Genomic DNA, 14,870 nt, shown 5'->3' on the forward strand with positions numbered 1-14,870 from the left:
GTGCTGCCGCCGCGGCTCGGGCCGGCCGAGGGCGCGCCCGCGCTGCGCTCGCCGCTCGCGCTGGCGTGGCGGCTGCACCGGAGCCTGCTGGCGGCGTGGGTCGCGACGTTCGTCGCGCTCGGCGCCGTGCTGGGCTACCTGGCCGACGGCGTCGGCGACATCGTGGACGCCAGCCCGGAGATGAAGCAGGTCCTCGGACGCATGGGCGGCGCGAACGGCCTGATCGACAGCTACCTCGCCGGGATCGCGGGCCTGCTCGGGATGATCGCGGGCGGCTACGCCGTCCAGGCCGCGCTGCGCATGCGCGCGGAGGAGAGCGCCGGCCGGGCCGAACCGGTGCTGTCCACGGCCGTCAGCCGGGTGCGCTGGGCGGGCAGCCACATCGTCTTCTCGCTGCTGGGCCCGGCGGCGGCCCTGGTCGCGGGCGGTCTGGCCATGAGCCTCGCCCACGGCCTCAACACCGGGGACGCCGGGCGTCAGGTGCCCCGCGTGCTGGCGGGGGCCCTCGTGCAGCTTCCCGCGGTGTGGGTGCTCGCCGCGGTCACGATCGCGCTGGCCGGCGCGCTGCCCCGGCTCGCGGCCGCCGGCTGGGGGGCTCTCGCGATCTGCCTGCTGGTGGGGCTGGTCGGGACCGCCGTGGGGCTCGACCAGCGGCTGCTCGACGTCTCGCCGTTCACCCATCTGCCGCACGTGCCGGGGAGCCCGGTGAGCGCCGTCCCGCTGCTGTGGCTGACGGCCGTCGCCGTCGCCCTGGGCGTGGCCGGCCTCGCCGCCCTCCGCCGCCGGGACGTCCCGGTCGTGTGACACCCGCCGCCCGCGGAGCCGGAGCCGGAGCGCCGACGCCGGCTCCGCGGGCGGTCATGGAGGTCGTGAGGCCGTGCGGGAGGTCGCGAGGCGGGCCGGGAGGGCTCACGCCCTCCCGGAGAGGTGCAGCAGGTACTCCGCCCGGTTGAGCGGGTTGCGGTCGGTGCGCGGCCGTGCGGGGGGCTCGCCCCGCACCGGCTCGTAGTGGTCGAAGGCCGCCTCCAGGACGCCCTCCCCGCTCGTCAGCGACCCCAGCCGCAGCCGCAGTTCGTGCACCCGGCCGGCCGGGATGTGCCCGTCCAGCGCGTACGTCCGGCCCCGGGTCTCAGGCATCCCCGGCACGGCTCCCAGCCTGGCGAGCACGGCCCCGATGGGCCCGGCCGCGTCCGCCGGGGCCTCCAGACGGAAGCGGTGGACGGGCCCGCACACGGTGGTCCCCGCCCGGCGCAGCGCGCTCATCAGCACGAGCGGCGCGAGCAGACGGACGTCCCTGGCCGTGGTCAGCGGCGAGACGTAGCCGCACCGCGTGACCGTGACCGCGCAGTCGACGACCTCCCAGCCGTGCAGGCCCTGGCGCAGGGTCTCCCGCACGACCTCGCCGAGCGCCTCCTGGAAGGCCTCGACCGTCTTGTACACGTACAGCGGGATCGCGCCGATCTTGACGTCCAGCCCGAGGCGGACGCCGGAGCCGGGGGGCGCGGGCTCGACGCGCAGGCCCAGCGTGGCCATGAAGGGGTTGCCCGGCTCACCCACGGTCTCGGCGGCCTCGCCCGTGCCCGCCGGCCGTTCCACGCAGATCGTCGAGGTCTCCCGGAACTCGGCCTCGACGCCGAAGTCGGCCAGCAGCGTCTCCTGGATCACCTCCTTCTGCACCTCGCCGTACAGGGACAGGAACATCTCCTGGCGGACGTCGTCCTGGCGGAGGTCGATGAGCGGGTCCTGCTCGGCGAGCCGGGTGAGCGCGAGGTGCAGCGCCGCCTTGTCCTCCGGGCGGCGGGGCACGACGGCGGTCTCCAGGCTCGGCGGCGAGAAGCGGTGCGCCGGCCCGTCGTCGCGCGGGACCCCCACCGGGTCGCCGATCCGGACGCCGGCCAGCCCCCACAGCCTGCCGATCCGTCCGGCCGGGAGCGCGGAGCGCTCGACGGCCGACCCGTTGTCGAAGACCTCGACGGCGGTGACCTTCCACTCGTCCCCGCCCACCCGCAGCCGGTCGCGTGCTCGTACGGTGCCGGAGAAGAGGCGGACGTAGGCGATCTTCTCTCCCGACGGACCGCGCTCGACCTTGAAGACGGTCCCGGAGACCGGCCCGTCCGCGTCGCCCGCGTAGGCGGGCAGCAACTCCGTCAGCCCGTCGATCAGGGCGTCCACGCCGGCTCCTGTGATCGCCGACCCCGCGTACAGCGGATGCGTCAGCGCCCGCGCGGTCTGCGCCGCGAGCGCCTCGCGGAGGACGCCGTACGGCAGGGCCCCGCCCTCGACGTACGCCGCGAGGATGCCGTCGTCGTGCCGGGCCAGCAGGTCGGCCAGCGCGGCGGCGAACCCCTCGTCGTCCTCGCCGTACGGCACGCAGGCGGCCCGGGGCGTGCCGAGGCCGCGGACCGCGCCCATCGCGACCACGGACGGCGTGAGGTGCTCGCGCACGGCGGCGACCACACGGTCCACGTCGGCGCCGCGGCGGTCGACCTTGTTGACGAACACGAGCGTCGGGATGCGCAGCCGCCGGAGGACGCGCATGAGCACGCGCGTCTGGGCCTGTACGGCCTCGACGGCGGACACCACGAGCACGGCGCCGTCGAGGACGCCGAGCACCCGTTCCACCTCGGCGATGAAGTCCGGGTGGCCGGGTGTGTCGATCAGGTTGACCACGACGTCGCCGACGTCGAACGACACCACGGCGGACTTGATGGTGATGCCGCGCCGGCGTTCGAGCGCGAGGGTGTCGGTCTGCGTGCTGCCCTCGTCGACGCTGCCGATCTCGCCGATCACGCCGGCCGCGTACAGCAGCCGCTCGGTCAGGCTGGTCTTACCGGCGTCTACATGGGCCAAGATCCCCAAATTCAGATATTTCACGAAGCGTCATGTCCTTGGCATGGGCGGATGGGTGGCGGGTGGACATGAACGCCTGGCGCATCTGGGGATCTCCTTCCTCGGTGACCGTCCCCGGCAGTAGAACAGAGAGCCGCGGACGCGGACAACCCATTTGCCGGTCAAACGGAGGCCGTGTCGACGGCCCCGGCCGCCCGTGGCAGCCTGGATCACCGTGGACGAGGGGACGGGCATGACCGGGATCAGACACGACTTCCTGGACACGGCGCGCGCGGCCGCGGCCCTGCTGCGGGAGCCGGCGGTCGCCGCGGCGTGGGACCGCCTGAGCGCGCTCCCCGAGTTCTCCGTGGGCGGCCTGGCCGGTCATCTGGCCTACCAGGTGCTCGCCCTGCCGGAGATCCTGGCCGCCCCGGTCCCCGAGGAGCCGATCGTGGGCCTCCTCGACCACTACGCCCGGGCGGCCTGGGTGGGCGCCTCCCTCGACGCCGACATCAACGTGGCCATCCGCCGGGGCGGCGACCGGGAGGCGGCGGGCGGCGCGGCGGCCCTGGCCGAGCGGACCGAGTCCGCGATCGGGGAGCTGACCGCCCTGCTGGCGTCGGCGGAGAACCGGCCCGTGCGCATCGGCTTCTGGGGGCCGTGGTCGCTGACGCTCGACGACATGCTGGTCACGCGGATGATGGAACTCGCGGTCCACGCGGACGACCTCGCGGTCAGCGTGGGTGTCCCGGCGCCGCCGCTTCCGGAGCGCGCGGTCGAACGGGTCGTGGACCTGCTGTCGCGGCTGGCCGTGCGCCGCCACGGCCCCACCGCCGTGCTGCGGGCCCTCAGCCGCGCCGAGCGCTCCCCCGCCACCATCGCCGCCTTCTGACGGGGGTCGTCCCGGTCAGTTCGCGATGCGGTGCGCCCGCCAGAACGCCGAGAGGTAGGCGGGCGACACCGCCTGCGCGTGGGACGTGAACACGGCGGTCGTCGCGACGCCGTACCACGTCGCCCTCGCGTACGTGCGCAGCAGCGTTCGCATCGTCTCCGCGCCGAGCGCGCGGCGCAGGTCGTGGAGGGCGCAGGAGCCGTAGCCGGCGACGACCGTGGCGTACCGGCCGGGGTGCGCCTCCCAGTACGCCATCGAGTTCGTCACCTTCTCATCCCGCGACGCCCAGGCCGTCCGCCGTCCGCAGCCGGCGCCGGTCCGCCCGAGGTACAGGTCGGCCGCGTACGCGCTGAACGCCTCGTCGAGCCACGGGCTGCCGTACCCGTCGCTGCCCACGACGCCGTACCACCACTGGCGGGCCAGCGACCGGGCCAGCGGGAGGGTCTCCGGCCGGCCGAACACGATGCCCGGATACGCCGTCCCGGCCTCGCCCAGACGGCCGTCGAGCACCACGTCGACCTCGCCGTACGGGTAGGCCCCGAACTGCGCGTACGTGTCCATGGCGCGGGCGGCGACGGAGGTCAGGGCGGCGGCGCGGCCGGCGGCGACCCCGGCCGTCCGGTAGACGTTCACCGCCGTGCCCGCGCCGGTGACGCCGCTCGTGCGGACGAACGGCCCGGCGGCCCAGGCGAAGTCGCGGACGCCGGAGGCCGTGACCGTCGTGACCGTGCGGCCGGGCGCCCCCGGCGCGTCGGACGCCGTCCCGGTCGCGGGGACGAGCAGCGCGGACGGGTGGTCCAGCGTGACGGAGAAGTCGCCGGCGACCGTGTAGGCGTGCGGTCCGAGGCGCGCGGGCGGCTCGCGGTGCCACCCGGCGCCGTCGCGCACCGCCAGGACGGGCAGGGCGCCGCCGAGGTAGCGGTACGGACCCGAACGGCCGAACCGGCCGGCGCCCGGCGGCACCCGGATCGTCACGTCGAAGCCGACGGCCGCGCTCTGGCCCCTCCTGAGCCGGGTGGCCAGCACGACGCGCAGCGACGTGCAGCCGACGCTGAGCGGCCCGGCCCGGCCGCCCGTCACGTGGGTCACCGTGACCGGGGCGGACCGGCAGGAGCCGCGCGCGTTGCCCCACAGGCGCAGGTTGACGTCGCCGAGCGGGTCCACGGACGGGTTGGCGAACGCGACGCTCATGTGGCCGGTCCACACGGTCCCCGTCGCGTCGCCGGTCAGGCGGACCGTGTACGACGGGTTCCGGGGGGTGCGGATGCCGTCCGCCAGGGCCGCGGGCGCGACGGCGAGCGGGATGGGCAGGACGACGGCCGCCACCAGGAGGAGGCAGGCGAGGCGACGCCAGGTCATCCGGTCATTGTGGGCGGCCCAGGTGAACGGGGGGCGAACGCCTGCGGCCGATAGAGCGCGGCCAGCGCGGCCGCGGTGCCGGCCAGCCGGCGCCGCAGCTCGGCGGGCTCCAGCACCTCGACCTCGGCCCCGAGCTTGAGGAACTCGGTCTCGGCGTGTGTCAGCGACTCGATCGGCACGGTGGCGCGGATCCAGCCCCGCGCGTCCGGACCCTCGGCCGTCTTCTCGACGGCGGCGACGACGGCCGAGCTCAGCACGTCGGCGACCCGCTCCCGCCCGGCCGGCGAGAGCCGGACGACGGCGTGGCCCTGGAACAGCCGCGACCGGAAGCCCTCCAGGTGCTCGCGCCAGTGCCCGGCCAGGTCGAAGCCCTCGGGCCGGTCGAACGTCTCGTCCGTGACCCGCAGCCGCAGGATCTGGTTGACCCGGTAGGTCCGCAGGACGCCGTCGCAGCGGGCCACGAGGTACCACTTGCCGCCCTTCAGGACCAGCCCGTACGGCTCCAGGCGGCGCTCGACCTCCGACGGCGCGGCCCACCGGCGGTAGAGGACCTCGACGACCCGGGTGTTCCACACGGCGTCCGCGACCTCGGGGAGGTGGGGCGCGCGGTCGCCGTCGTGGTACCAGCCCGGCGCGTCGAGCAGGAAGTGCTCCCTGACCCGCCGGGCCCCCTCCCGCAGAGTGGGCGGCAGCGCGGCCTCGATCTTCAGCTCGGCCGCCGCCGCGAGCGCGCCGAGCCCGAGCTCGGCGGCCGGTCCCGGCAGCGCGGCCAGGAACAGCGCCTCGGCCTCCCGTGGCGTCAGGCCGGTCAGCCGGGTGCGGAAGCCGTCCATCAGCCGGTATCCGCCGCGGTGCCCGGCCTCGCCGTACAGCGGGATCCCGGCGGAGTGCAGCGCCTCGACGTCCCGGTAGACGGTGCGGACGCTGACCTCCAGCTCTCCGGCGAGCTGGCGGGCCGTCAGGACGCCCCGCGACTGGAGCAGCAGCAGGATGGACAGAAGCCGGGACGCGCGCACATCCACTGACGATACGTGTCAGTGGAGGGGCCGTACGGTCCCGGGCATGGCGTTCATCGAGAAGATCATGCGGCCACTCGACCCGATCGGGGTCGAGGGCCGCCCGTACAAGCGGTACCACGTGGACCGGCCCGAGCAGCCGATCGAGCCGGAGGTGGAGAAGGCGGCGTACGCGTTCCTGCCGCGGCTCGTGCCCCCGCCGGCGGCCGACTCGCCGGCGGGCTGGATCGTCCTCCACAGGGGCGGGGACACCGGAGCGTACCTGCTGGTCTACACGTGGGCATGGGACAACGTGGTCGAGGTGCACACGGCCGCCGCGGGCCAGCCCGCCGTCGGCTGCCCGGACGAGGACCCGGCCAACTTCGTGCCGGAGACCCGGCGCTGGGCGGGCTGCGTGTGGGAGCTCCCGTCGCTGGAGTACGAGCGGTCGGCCTGGGTGCGGCACATGTTCGTGCCCGACAGCCCGGACCTCGACGGCTACCTGGCCGACGTACGGCCGGAAGGTCCGGTGGGCCGGTGAACGACTTCGACTTCCTGGTCGGGACCTGGGACATCGCCAACCGGAGACTGCTCAAGCGGGGCGTCGGCAGCGACGAGTGGGACGAGTTCCCCGGCCGCAGCGTCGCCCACCGCTTCTTCGACGGCGCGGGCAGCTTCGACACGCTCACGCTGCCGACGAAGGACTTCGACGGCGCGACGATCCGGACGTACGACGCCGAGCGGGACGAGTGGTCCATCTACTGGATCAACAGCAGGCGCGGCCTCGACCCGGTCCCGGTCGTGGGCCGCTTCGTCGACGGGGTCGGCACCTTCTACGCCGACGACACCGACGAGGGCCGGCCGATCCGCGTCCGGTTCACCTGGTCCGGGATCTCCAAGGACTCGTGTCACTGGGAGCAGGCCTTCTCCTACGACGGCGGCCAGACCTGGGAGACCAACTGGATCATGGACTCCACCCGCGTCCCCTGACCGGTCACCGGGCGCGGGGGCCAGGGGCAGCCGTACGGTGAAGGCCGCGCCGCCGCCCTCGCGCCCGGTCACGGTCACCCGCCCGCCGTGGAGCACGGCGATGTCCCGGACGATGGCCAGGCCCAGGCCCGAGCCGCCCGCGTCCCTCGCCCGCGCCCCGTCGAGCCGGGTGAAGCGGTCGAAGACGGCCTCCCGGTGCTCGGGCGGGATCCCGGGTCCGTCGTCCCGCACCTCCAGGACCGCGTCCCGGCCCTCCGCGCGCACCCGTACCTCCACGGCCGACGCGGCGTGCCGTACGGCGTTGTCCACGAGGTTGGTGACCAGGCGGGCCAGGTGGGAGCGGGAGCCGGCGACCACCACGTCGGGGCCGGCCGCGAGCCGGACCCGCGCCCCCGCCCTCGGCCGCAGCGACTCCTCCGCCGCCACCTGCCCCAGGTCCACCTCGCCGGTCCGGGGAGGCTCGCCCGCGTCCAGGGCCGCCAGCAGGAGCAGGTCGGCGGCGAGGGCCTGCAGCCGGTCCAGGTCGGCCAGCGCCTCCCGGGCCGTCTCCCCCGCCGGCGCCAGCTCCAGCCGCGTCCGCAGGGTCGCGATGGGGCTGCGCAGCTCGTGGGCGGCGTCGGCGACGAACCGCTTGTGCTGCCCGACCGCCTTCTCCAGCCGGTCGAGGGTGGCGTTGACGGTGCGGGCGAGGGCCGCGACCTCGTCCCGCGCGGCCGGGACGGGCACCCGCCGGTGCAGGTCCCGCGCCGTGATGTCGGCGAGCCGGGCCCGGATGCCCGACACGGGGACCAGGGCGCGGCCCACGAGGAACCAGGTCATCGCGGCGACCAGCAGCAGCAGGACCGGGATCCCGAAGACCAGCAGCCGGTTCAGCACGGCGAGCGCCTCGCGGGCGGGTTGGAGGGAGCTGCGCGCGAGGACCGTCATCGGCCCGGCCTGGGTGCGGACCGTGGTGGCGGCCATCGTGTACGCGTCCGTCGTCCAGTCGGCGGACGGCGGCTGGGCGACGGAGCCGATCCGCACGTCGGGGTCGGCCACCGTCCCCGGGCCGAGCCCGGTTCCCGTGCCGACGCCCGGTGCCGGGCCGGTGCCCGATGCCGTGCCGGTGCTCGGTTGTGTGCCGGTGCCCGGCTGCGTGCGGGTGCCCGGCTCCGGGCCGGTCGCCATGGTCGGCGCGGACGTCGCCGCCCGCGCCGACGGCCACACCGGTTGCGCCGGCGTCCCGGCGACGGACAGGAGGCCGGCCGCCGCGTCCGCCCGGCGCACGGCCTGCTCGGCGGCGCTGTTCTCCAGGTTCGCCCGCAGCACCGTGGTCAGCGTGACGGCGGCCGCTGCCAGGGCGACCGCGACGATGAACGTGGCCGCGACGGTCGCGCGCAGCCGCACGGACCATCGCACGGACCATCGCACGGACCATCGCACGGACCACGGCGCCGGCCACCACGCCGGCCACTTCACCGGTCGCCGCGCGGACCGCTGTGCGGGCGGGCGGGCCGGCCGCCACGAGGGCGCTCCGGATCCGGGCATCACCGGCTCCCGTCGAGCCGGTAGCCCGCGCCCCGGACCGTCACGATCGAGGAGCGGCCGAAGGGGGCGTCCACCTTGCGGCGCAACGCGCTGATGTAGACCTCGACGATGCTCGGGTCGCCGTCGTACGCGAAGTCCCACGCCTGCTCCAGCAGCTCGGCCTTCGAGACCACCTCGCCCGCCCGCCGGGCGAGACCGTGCAGGACGGCGAACTCCTTCGGCGTGAGCGCGATGTCCGTTCCCGCCCGGCGGCAGCGCATCCCGGCGGGGTCCACCACCAGGTCGCCGACCTTCAGCGAGACCGGACGCTCCCGGCCGCCCCGCCGGACGAGGGCGCGCAGCCTGGCCAGCAGGACGACGTACGAGAAGGGCTTGGACAGGAAGTCGTCGGCGCCGGTGTCCAGCGCCTCGGCCTCGTCGTACTCGCCGTCCTTGGCGGTCAGCACCATGATGGGCGTCCAGTTTCCGGCGTCGCGCAGGCGGCGGCAGACGGCGTACCCGTTGAGCCGCGGCAGCATGACGTCGAGCACGATCGCGTCGTACGCGTTCTCCTCCGCCATCCACAGGCCCTCGGTCCCGTCGTGGGCGACGTCCACGGCGAAGCCCTCGTCCGCCAGCCCGCTCTTCACCAGGGCGGCCAGCCGCCGCTCGTCCTCCACCAGCAGCACACGCATGCCGTCCACGATGACAGGGGGGACCTGAAGCCCGGCTTAAGGTCCTTCAGGCGTCTTCAGCCTGGCTTCAGGGTCGGCCCGCCACCGTCGTCTCCGTCCTGACGGCTTCACTCAAGGAGACGACGATGATCAGCAAACGTATGCGGGCAGTGCTCTCGGTGGCGGTGCTGGGGACCGCCCTCGCCGGCACGCTCACCGCATCCGCCCGAGCGGACGAGGGGACGCCGGGTCCCGCGTGTCCCCGGGGGGTGAAGGTGGTGGAGAGGGACGGGAAGCTCCTGGTCGACGACGGGACCGGGCTCCGCGAGATCAAGGAGGGTGAGCGGGTCCGCGCCGTCCCGGCCGTACCGGCCGGGGCGGGCGTCGCGAGCGCGGAGAATGGACGGCCGGGCGGCGACGAGCCGTCCGGAGCCGACGCCACGCGGGCCGTTCCGCCGGAGAAGGGGACGTCCGAGGACGGCGACGTGCCCGCGGCGCGCGCGGGAGCGGCGCCCGGGACGCCCGACGGCGAGGGGTCCACGGCTGGCACAGGGGCGGCCCCCGGGACGCCCGACGGCGAGGGGTTCACGGCCCGGACGGGGGCGGCGCCCGGGACGCCCGACGGCGGTGTGGCCGCCGCCCCGGACGGGCGCACCGCGCCGGGCACGGCTGTCCGTTACACGGTCGCGGCGACGGCTGTCGCCGGTCCCGGCGCACCCGGCACCGTCGTCATGACCTGCGCCGTCGCCGCCCGAGGCGAGTGATCGCACCGGGGCGGCCGCCGGGCCGCCGGACGGGCCGTGCGGCGGCGCCCTGAGGCGCACGTGCCATGAGCCCGCGCGTGCGGCCGGATCTCCCCCTGGCCGGCCGCACGCGTCTGCGCTACCGTCGGCCCGGCCGATCAAACGGAGGCGAGGACGCGCGTTGAGGCGGACGTTCGCGGGAGTGGGAGCGGTTCTCGCCGCGTCCGGGCCGGTCGTCGCGAGGTCCTTCAGACTGGGCCCGGCCGACATGTACAGCATGATCTGCTGGGGGCGGGAGGACCAGTCGTTCTTCCTGCCGCGGCCCACCACGTGGGAGTTGCTCTCGTGGGCCGACCTCCTGCTCCCCGCGGTCCTGGTCGGGCTCCTGCTGCGCCCCTCCCGGTGGACGGCGGTCCTCGGAACCGTCGCGCTGTGCGGGGTGCTCGCGCTGCGGATCCTGGTGACGGTGCGCGCACCCGACGCCGGCCCGCTCACGGGCGGGCCCACACCCGCCGGCCCGTTCACCGACGGGCTCTCCCCCGCCGGCCCGTTGTGGACGGCGGCTCTGTGCTACGCCGCGGCGACGGCCCTGCTGTGGACGGCGACGCGGCGGCCGTCCCGTTCCCTGCCGTGGCCGGAACTCGCCCTCTGGGCGGCCGCGGTCGTGGCCGCGGCGTGGACGGCCGTCCGGATCTCCCTCATCGCGGGCGATGAGACCGTCTGGTTCGGCTGGGTCGCTTCCGGGGACCCCGCGACGCTCTGGAACTACCCCGTGCTCTGGTCCTGCAAGGCGGACGCGGACGGTCTGCCGGTCGTGCTCGTCGCCCTCGCAGCCACGGCGAGCGCGGTCCTGACGGACGGGACGCGCCGCCGGATCGCGCTCGCCGCCGCGGCGCTTCTCGGGGTCGCCGCCGTCGAGGGGTTCGTCCCCGTCGCCCTCCTGGCCGACGGCGAACGGCTCAAAGAGGCGGCCCAGGTGGAGGCCGCGACGCTGATCCGGTGGAACCTGGCCATCGCGGCGGTCCTCGTCGCCGCCGCGACCCTCTGGAGGCGGAATCCCGCGCCAGGAGGTGTCGGAACGGCCTGAGGGGCATGTCCGTCCTGACGGAGGGCGACAACCTCGCCGTACGCCGACGGGAGGACGAGACGATGACCGACACCGGCCGGGCCGACCACATCGGCGCGTTGCTGCGCCACTTCGCGGACCTGCGGGACCACCGGCACGGGGCCGCGGAGTCGCGGGCCGACAAGGAACGGCTCTTCTCCGAGGCCGTCGCGCTGCTCGACCCCTACGCGAGGCGGGTGCTGTCCGAGATGAACACGGACCTGCTCCTGGGCAGCGGGGAGGTCGAGGCCACCGGGGTGCGCAGGTCCCCGGACGGCGGCGTGGCGGCGCTGTGGACGCTCTCGTGGCCGGAGCAGCGTTCGGCGGGCGTCGAGCCGATCGTGCTCAACGCCTTCTACGGCGCGGGCTTCCACCACCCCCACCTGCGCGGCGCCACCGTGGGCGACTGGCCGCTGAACGTCTTCACCGACGAGCAGGCCGCCGCCGAACTGCCCACGCTGCGCGCCATCGCCGCCGCCGGCCTGCACAACCTGGTCTTCCAGAAGGACTACCGGATCGTCCCCGCCACCATCCGGGGTTAGGACGTCGCGCCCGGCGGGATCTGGTACACACGTTCCCATGAGCTCCCCGCGCCTGGGCGTCGTCCCGTCCGTGTTCGCCGTCCAGCACCTCCCGCACGCGACGTTCCCCGAGGACGACGACTGGATCGCCCTGGTCCGCGCCCCCGAGGGGCTCACCGTCGTCCGCGAGACCTGGCCGACCGGCTCGGGCGAGCGGTGGATCGGCCTGTACGGCGGAGGCACCGGCCACCGTCTCGACGCCCCCGGCATGCCGGCCGCGATCCTCCAGCCCCTGGCCGAGGCGCGGATCCCCGTCTTCGTGGCCTCGACGTTCCACGCCGACCTGGTCCTCGTGCCGGAGCCGATGATCAGGGACGCGGTGGCCGTGCTGGAGGAGGCCGGGCACCCGGTGGACACCGCGCAGCTGCGCCCGGCCGACGTGTAACCCGCCGAGGGCGTCGCCGTAGGGCATCGCTCGCGACGTGAGAGAGCCTGGAATCGCGGCCGGGCTGACGGGAGACGCGGGCGGCCGGCCCGTTGGTACAGTTCCGCCATGCGGCACGGCCCCCCGAGCGGATTCCTCGATGCCTGAGGACGCGGAGCTCGCCGAGTCGGTCCGCAATGGGGACGAGGCCGTGTTCACCGGGCTCGTCGAGCGTCACCGGCCCGAGCTGCGGCTGCACTGCTACCGGATGCTCGGCTCACACCAGGACGCCGACGACCTCGTCCAGGAGACGTTCCTGCGCGCGTGGCGGGCCAGGGATGGCTTCGAGGGCCGGGCCACGGCCCGCACCTGGCTGTATCGCATCGCCACGAACGCCTGCCTCGACGTGCTCGCCCGGCACCCGCGCCGGGTCCTGCCGTACGACGTGGCCCCCGCCGCCGCCGACCCCAACGGGCCGCTTCCCGCCGCGAGTGGGCACGCGTGGCTCGAACCGTACCCCGACCACCTGCTCGACGGGGTGACGTCCGGGGACGACCCGGCCACCGAGGTCGTGGCGCGGGAGACCGTCGAGCTGGCGTTCCTCGCCGCCGTCCAGCACCTGCCGCCGCGGCAGCGGGCCGTCCTGATCCTCCGCGACGTCCTCGGCTGGCCCGCCGGCGAGACGGCCGCGGCGCTCGACGTCAGCGTCCCCACGGTCAAGAGCGCGCTGCAGCGCGCCCGGGCCACCATGCGGGCCCGCCTGCCGCGACGGCGGAGCGAGTGGACGGCGGACGGCGGGCTGACCGAGGAGGAGCGGACGCTCCTGCGCCGCTACCTGACCGCCCAGGAGTCCGGTGACGAGAAGGCGCTGATCGAGGTGCTTCACGAGGACCTCCGCACGGCGTTTCCCCCGCTGCCGCTGTGGGCGGACTCCCGTGCGGTGTTCCTTGAGGCGAGCCGCAAGCACGCCGCCGTGGGCGAGTACCGCTTCGTGCCCACCTCGGCCAACCGGCAACCGGCCGCCGCCGTCTACCTGCGCCGTCCGGGCGACACGGCGTTCCGGCCGCTCGTCGTGGAGGTCCTGCGGGTCGAGGACGGAGCCATCGTCGAGATCGTCGACTTCGCCGACCCGGCGGTGTTCGCCGCGTTCGACCTCCCGCCGGCGCTCTGACCCGGCGTCGCGGGGACACCGATTCCTTTCGCCGGCCCGGCCGTCCGTACTCCTGACGACACCGACAGAGAGGACACGGACATGACAGACAGGCACCCCGCGCTCGCCCGGCTCGACGCGCTCGTCGGACGGTGGACGGTGGCGCCGAAGGTCGACGGCGTCGGCACCGCCTGGGCCGACTTCTCCTGGCAGGACGACGGCCTGTTCCTGCGGCAGGAGTCCGACGCCGACCCGATGCCGCCCACCACGCCCCAGATGTGGCAGGACAACGCGCCGTTCCCGCTCACCGCCCTGATCGGACTCGACGACGCGAGTGAGGAGTTCAGCATGCTGTACGCCGACGCCCGGGGCGTGCACCGCGTCTACCGGATGCGGTTCGACGACGGCGTCTGGACGATGTGGCGGGAGGCGCCCGGGTTCAACCAGCGCTTCACCGGCACGCTGAGCGCGGACGGGGACAGGGTGGACGCCCGCTGGGAGATGTCGCGGGACGGCACGACCTGGACGCTCGACTTCGAGCTGACCTACTTCCGAAGGGATTGACGGCCTCCGGCCCGGGCGCGACCACCGTGGCTTCGTCTCAGGGGGTGCGTCGCACGCCCTGAGACGGGGCACGGTTCGGGCCGTTCGGGGAACGCGGATGGCGGAAATCCGAGCTGAAATTTTCAGCTACGGCAGGTCCGGCGGATGCGACGCGTCCCAGGAAGGACGGACCGGGCGGCGAGCGGCGGCCGGAGGCGCCGGGTCCTTGATTGACGAGACCCGGAGACGTCCTATTTGCTCCGCCGCAGCACCACAACTTCATCGCCACGGAGAGGGAACGGCGCGACCGCATGAATGTCAGCGCTATCAGCGCCGCCGTCCGGTGTCGGGGCGGGCATGCTCGCCGGCCGTCGACGGTGCGGCAGGCCGCCTGAGAGACGCCCCGGTCGGCGGCCTGTTGTTAGCGCTAACAACCTCGCCTCTCTCCGTGGATCCACCCCCGGGAGTTACTCATGAAGATCCCTCGCGCACGGCTCTGGCTCGCCGCCGGGGTCGCCGCCCTGGTCGGCGCCGTGGGCGCGCTGACCACGACCGCCGCCCACGCCGCCGCCGGATGCCGGGTCGACTACACCGTCACCAGCCAGTGGCCGGGCGGGTTCGGGGCGAACGTGAACGTGACCAACCTCGGCGACCCGATCAACGGGTGGCGGCTGACCTGGTCGTTCGCCGCCGGACAGACGATCACGCAGTTGTGGAACGGCTCGGTGACGCAGTCGGGCGCCCAGGTCACGGTCACCAACGCCTCCTACAACGGGACGCTGGCCACCGGGACGAGCACGGCCTTCGGCTTCAACGGCACCTACAACGGCAGCAACCCGGCGCCGACGGGGTTCGCCCTGAACGGCACGGCCTGCACCGGCGGGGTGACCGGGTCGCCGAGCCCCTCCCCGAGCCCCTCGCCCAGCCAGACGCCGACCCGGTTCCCCTCGCCGTCGCCGTCCCCCTCGCCGTCCCCCTCTCCGTCGCCGTCCGGGCAGAGCCTCCCGTGTGACATCTACGCGGCGGGCGGGACGCCGTGTGTGGCCGCGCACAGCACCACCCGGGCGCTGTTCCGTTCCTACACCGGGAGCCTGTACCAGGTGCGGCGCTCCTCGGACAACGCGACCCGCACCATCGGC

The 14,870-nt window shown here is 74.8% G+C and carries 14 protein-coding genes and 1 pseudogene; 10 read left to right on the top strand and 5 right to left on the bottom strand.

What is annotated here, in order from left to right:
* Positions 1–804, top strand: a pseudogene (locus MPTA5024_RS43445) (ABC transporter permease); the annotation flags it as partial.
* 105 nt (positions 805–909) lie between these two features.
* Here MPTA5024_RS43445 and MPTA5024_RS12730 read toward each other — a convergent pair.
* A complete protein-coding gene (locus MPTA5024_RS12730) occupies positions 910–2,874 on the bottom strand; it encodes an elongation factor G (protein WP_036324150.1) in 1,965 nt (654 codons plus the stop codon).
* A 208-nt stretch (positions 2,875–3,082) separates the two neighbouring features.
* Between MPTA5024_RS12730 and MPTA5024_RS12735 the strand changes: the two genes are divergently transcribed.
* On the top strand, positions 3,083–3,721 hold the full coding sequence (locus MPTA5024_RS12735; protein ID WP_036325914.1) for a maleylpyruvate isomerase N-terminal domain-containing protein: 639 nt from the start codon (positions 3,083–3,085) through the stop codon (positions 3,719–3,721).
* Between the two features lie 15 nt (positions 3,722–3,736).
* Here the strand turns inward: MPTA5024_RS12735 and MPTA5024_RS12740 are convergent, their stop codons facing one another.
* Both MPTA5024_RS12740 and MPTA5024_RS12745 read right to left on the bottom strand, forming a co-directional pair.
* Positions 3,737–5,080 (bottom strand): M1 family metallopeptidase, encoded by a 1,344-nt coding sequence (locus MPTA5024_RS12740; RefSeq protein ID WP_036324151.1) that lies wholly within the window; start codon positions 5,078–5,080, stop codon positions 3,737–3,739.
* Positions 5,077–6,096 carry a helix-turn-helix transcriptional regulator gene (locus MPTA5024_RS12745; protein ID WP_036324152.1) on the bottom strand — a complete coding sequence of 340 codons (1,020 nt, stop codon included), beginning with the start codon at positions 6,094–6,096 and terminating at the stop codon, positions 5,077–5,079. The genes MPTA5024_RS12740 and MPTA5024_RS12745 overlap by 4 nt, the downstream gene beginning before the upstream one ends.
* Positions 6,097–6,142: 46 nt before the next feature.
* Here MPTA5024_RS12745 and MPTA5024_RS12750 point away from each other — a divergent pair, with 46 nt between their 5' ends.
* Positions 6,143–6,616 (top strand): hypothetical protein, encoded by a 474-nt coding sequence (locus tag MPTA5024_RS12750; protein ID WP_036324153.1) that lies wholly within the window; start codon positions 6,143–6,145, stop codon positions 6,614–6,616.
* On the opposite strand, the gene MPTA5024_RS12755 is transcribed toward MPTA5024_RS12750, so the two are convergent.
* On the bottom strand, positions 6,574–8,463 hold the full coding sequence (locus MPTA5024_RS12755) for a sensor histidine kinase (RefSeq protein ID WP_232326447.1): 1,890 nt from the start codon (positions 8,461–8,463) through the stop codon (positions 6,574–6,576). The two genes, MPTA5024_RS12750 and MPTA5024_RS12755, sit on opposite strands and share 43 nt — an antisense overlap.
* Positions 8,464–8,591: 128 nt before the next feature.
* Positions 8,592–9,266, bottom strand: a complete 675-nt coding sequence (locus tag MPTA5024_RS12760) for a response regulator transcription factor (RefSeq protein WP_036325920.1) — start codon at positions 9,264–9,266, stop codon at positions 8,592–8,594.
* A gap of 125 nt (positions 9,267–9,391) precedes the next feature.
* Between MPTA5024_RS12760 and MPTA5024_RS12765 the strand changes: the two genes are divergently transcribed.
* The 7 genes from MPTA5024_RS12765 to MPTA5024_RS12795 all read left to right on the top strand — a co-directional run.
* Positions 9,392–10,009 carry a hypothetical protein gene (locus MPTA5024_RS12765; protein ID WP_157099445.1) on the top strand — a complete coding sequence of 206 codons (618 nt, stop codon included), beginning with the start codon at positions 9,392–9,394 and terminating at the stop codon, positions 10,007–10,009.
* Between the two features lie 247 nt (positions 10,010–10,256).
* Positions 10,257–11,075, top strand: coding sequence for a hypothetical protein (locus tag MPTA5024_RS12770; RefSeq protein ID WP_198167133.1), 819 nt, complete (start codon positions 10,257–10,259; stop codon positions 11,073–11,075).
* A 5-nt stretch (positions 11,076–11,080) separates the two neighbouring features.
* Positions 11,081–11,635 carry a hypothetical protein gene (locus MPTA5024_RS12775; RefSeq protein ID WP_232326448.1) on the top strand — a complete coding sequence of 185 codons (555 nt, stop codon included), beginning with the start codon at positions 11,081–11,083 and terminating at the stop codon, positions 11,633–11,635.
* Positions 11,636–11,672: 37 nt separating this feature from the next.
* Complete coding sequence (locus tag MPTA5024_RS12780; RefSeq protein ID WP_036324158.1) at positions 11,673–12,059, top strand: ACT domain-containing protein; 387 nt, start codon at positions 11,673–11,675, stop codon at positions 12,057–12,059.
* 139 nt (positions 12,060–12,198) lie between these two features.
* Entirely contained in the window at positions 12,199–13,209 is a 1,011-nt protein-coding gene (locus MPTA5024_RS12785) for an RNA polymerase subunit sigma-70 (protein ID WP_051458111.1), read from the top strand.
* 81 nt (positions 13,210–13,290) lie between these two features.
* Entirely contained in the window at positions 13,291–13,752 is a 462-nt protein-coding gene (locus MPTA5024_RS12790; protein WP_036324159.1) for a hypothetical protein, read from the top strand.
* A 452-nt stretch (positions 13,753–14,204) separates the two neighbouring features.
* A partial coding sequence (locus MPTA5024_RS12795) for a cellulose-binding domain-containing protein (protein ID WP_036324160.1) occupies positions 14,205–14,870 on the top strand: 666 nt, incomplete at its 3' end.

It is taken from the genome of Microbispora sp. ATCC PTA-5024 (assembly GCF_000511135.2).
In the GTDB taxonomy this organism is placed as follows: Bacteria; Actinomycetota; Actinomycetes; order Streptosporangiales; family Streptosporangiaceae; genus Microbispora; species Microbispora corallina.

Coding starts and splice junctions, on each gene's coding strand:
- MPTA5024_RS12735 (WP_036325914.1), top strand. CDS start 3,083: ATGACCGGGATCAGACACGACTTCCTGGACACGGCGCGCGCGGCCGCG.
- MPTA5024_RS12740 (WP_036324151.1), bottom strand. CDS start 5,080: ATGACCTGGCGTCGCCTCGCCTGCCTCCTCCTGGTGGCGGCCGTCGTC.
- MPTA5024_RS12750 (WP_036324153.1), top strand. CDS start 6,143: ATGGCGTTCATCGAGAAGATCATGCGGCCACTCGACCCGATCGGGGTC.
- MPTA5024_RS12760 (WP_036325920.1), bottom strand. CDS start 9,266: ATGCGTGTGCTGCTGGTGGAGGACGAGCGGCGGCTGGCCGCCCTGGTG.
- MPTA5024_RS12765 (WP_157099445.1), top strand. CDS start 9,392: ATGATCAGCAAACGTATGCGGGCAGTGCTCTCGGTGGCGGTGCTGGGG.
- MPTA5024_RS12770 (WP_198167133.1), top strand. CDS start 10,257: ATGTACAGCATGATCTGCTGGGGGCGGGAGGACCAGTCGTTCTTCCTG.
- MPTA5024_RS12775 (WP_232326448.1), top strand. CDS start 11,081: ATGTCCGTCCTGACGGAGGGCGACAACCTCGCCGTACGCCGACGGGAG.
- MPTA5024_RS12780 (WP_036324158.1), top strand. CDS start 11,673: ATGAGCTCCCCGCGCCTGGGCGTCGTCCCGTCCGTGTTCGCCGTCCAG.
- MPTA5024_RS12785 (WP_051458111.1), top strand. CDS start 12,199: ATGCCTGAGGACGCGGAGCTCGCCGAGTCGGTCCGCAATGGGGACGAG.
- MPTA5024_RS12790 (WP_036324159.1), top strand. CDS start 13,291: ATGACAGACAGGCACCCCGCGCTCGCCCGGCTCGACGCGCTCGTCGGA.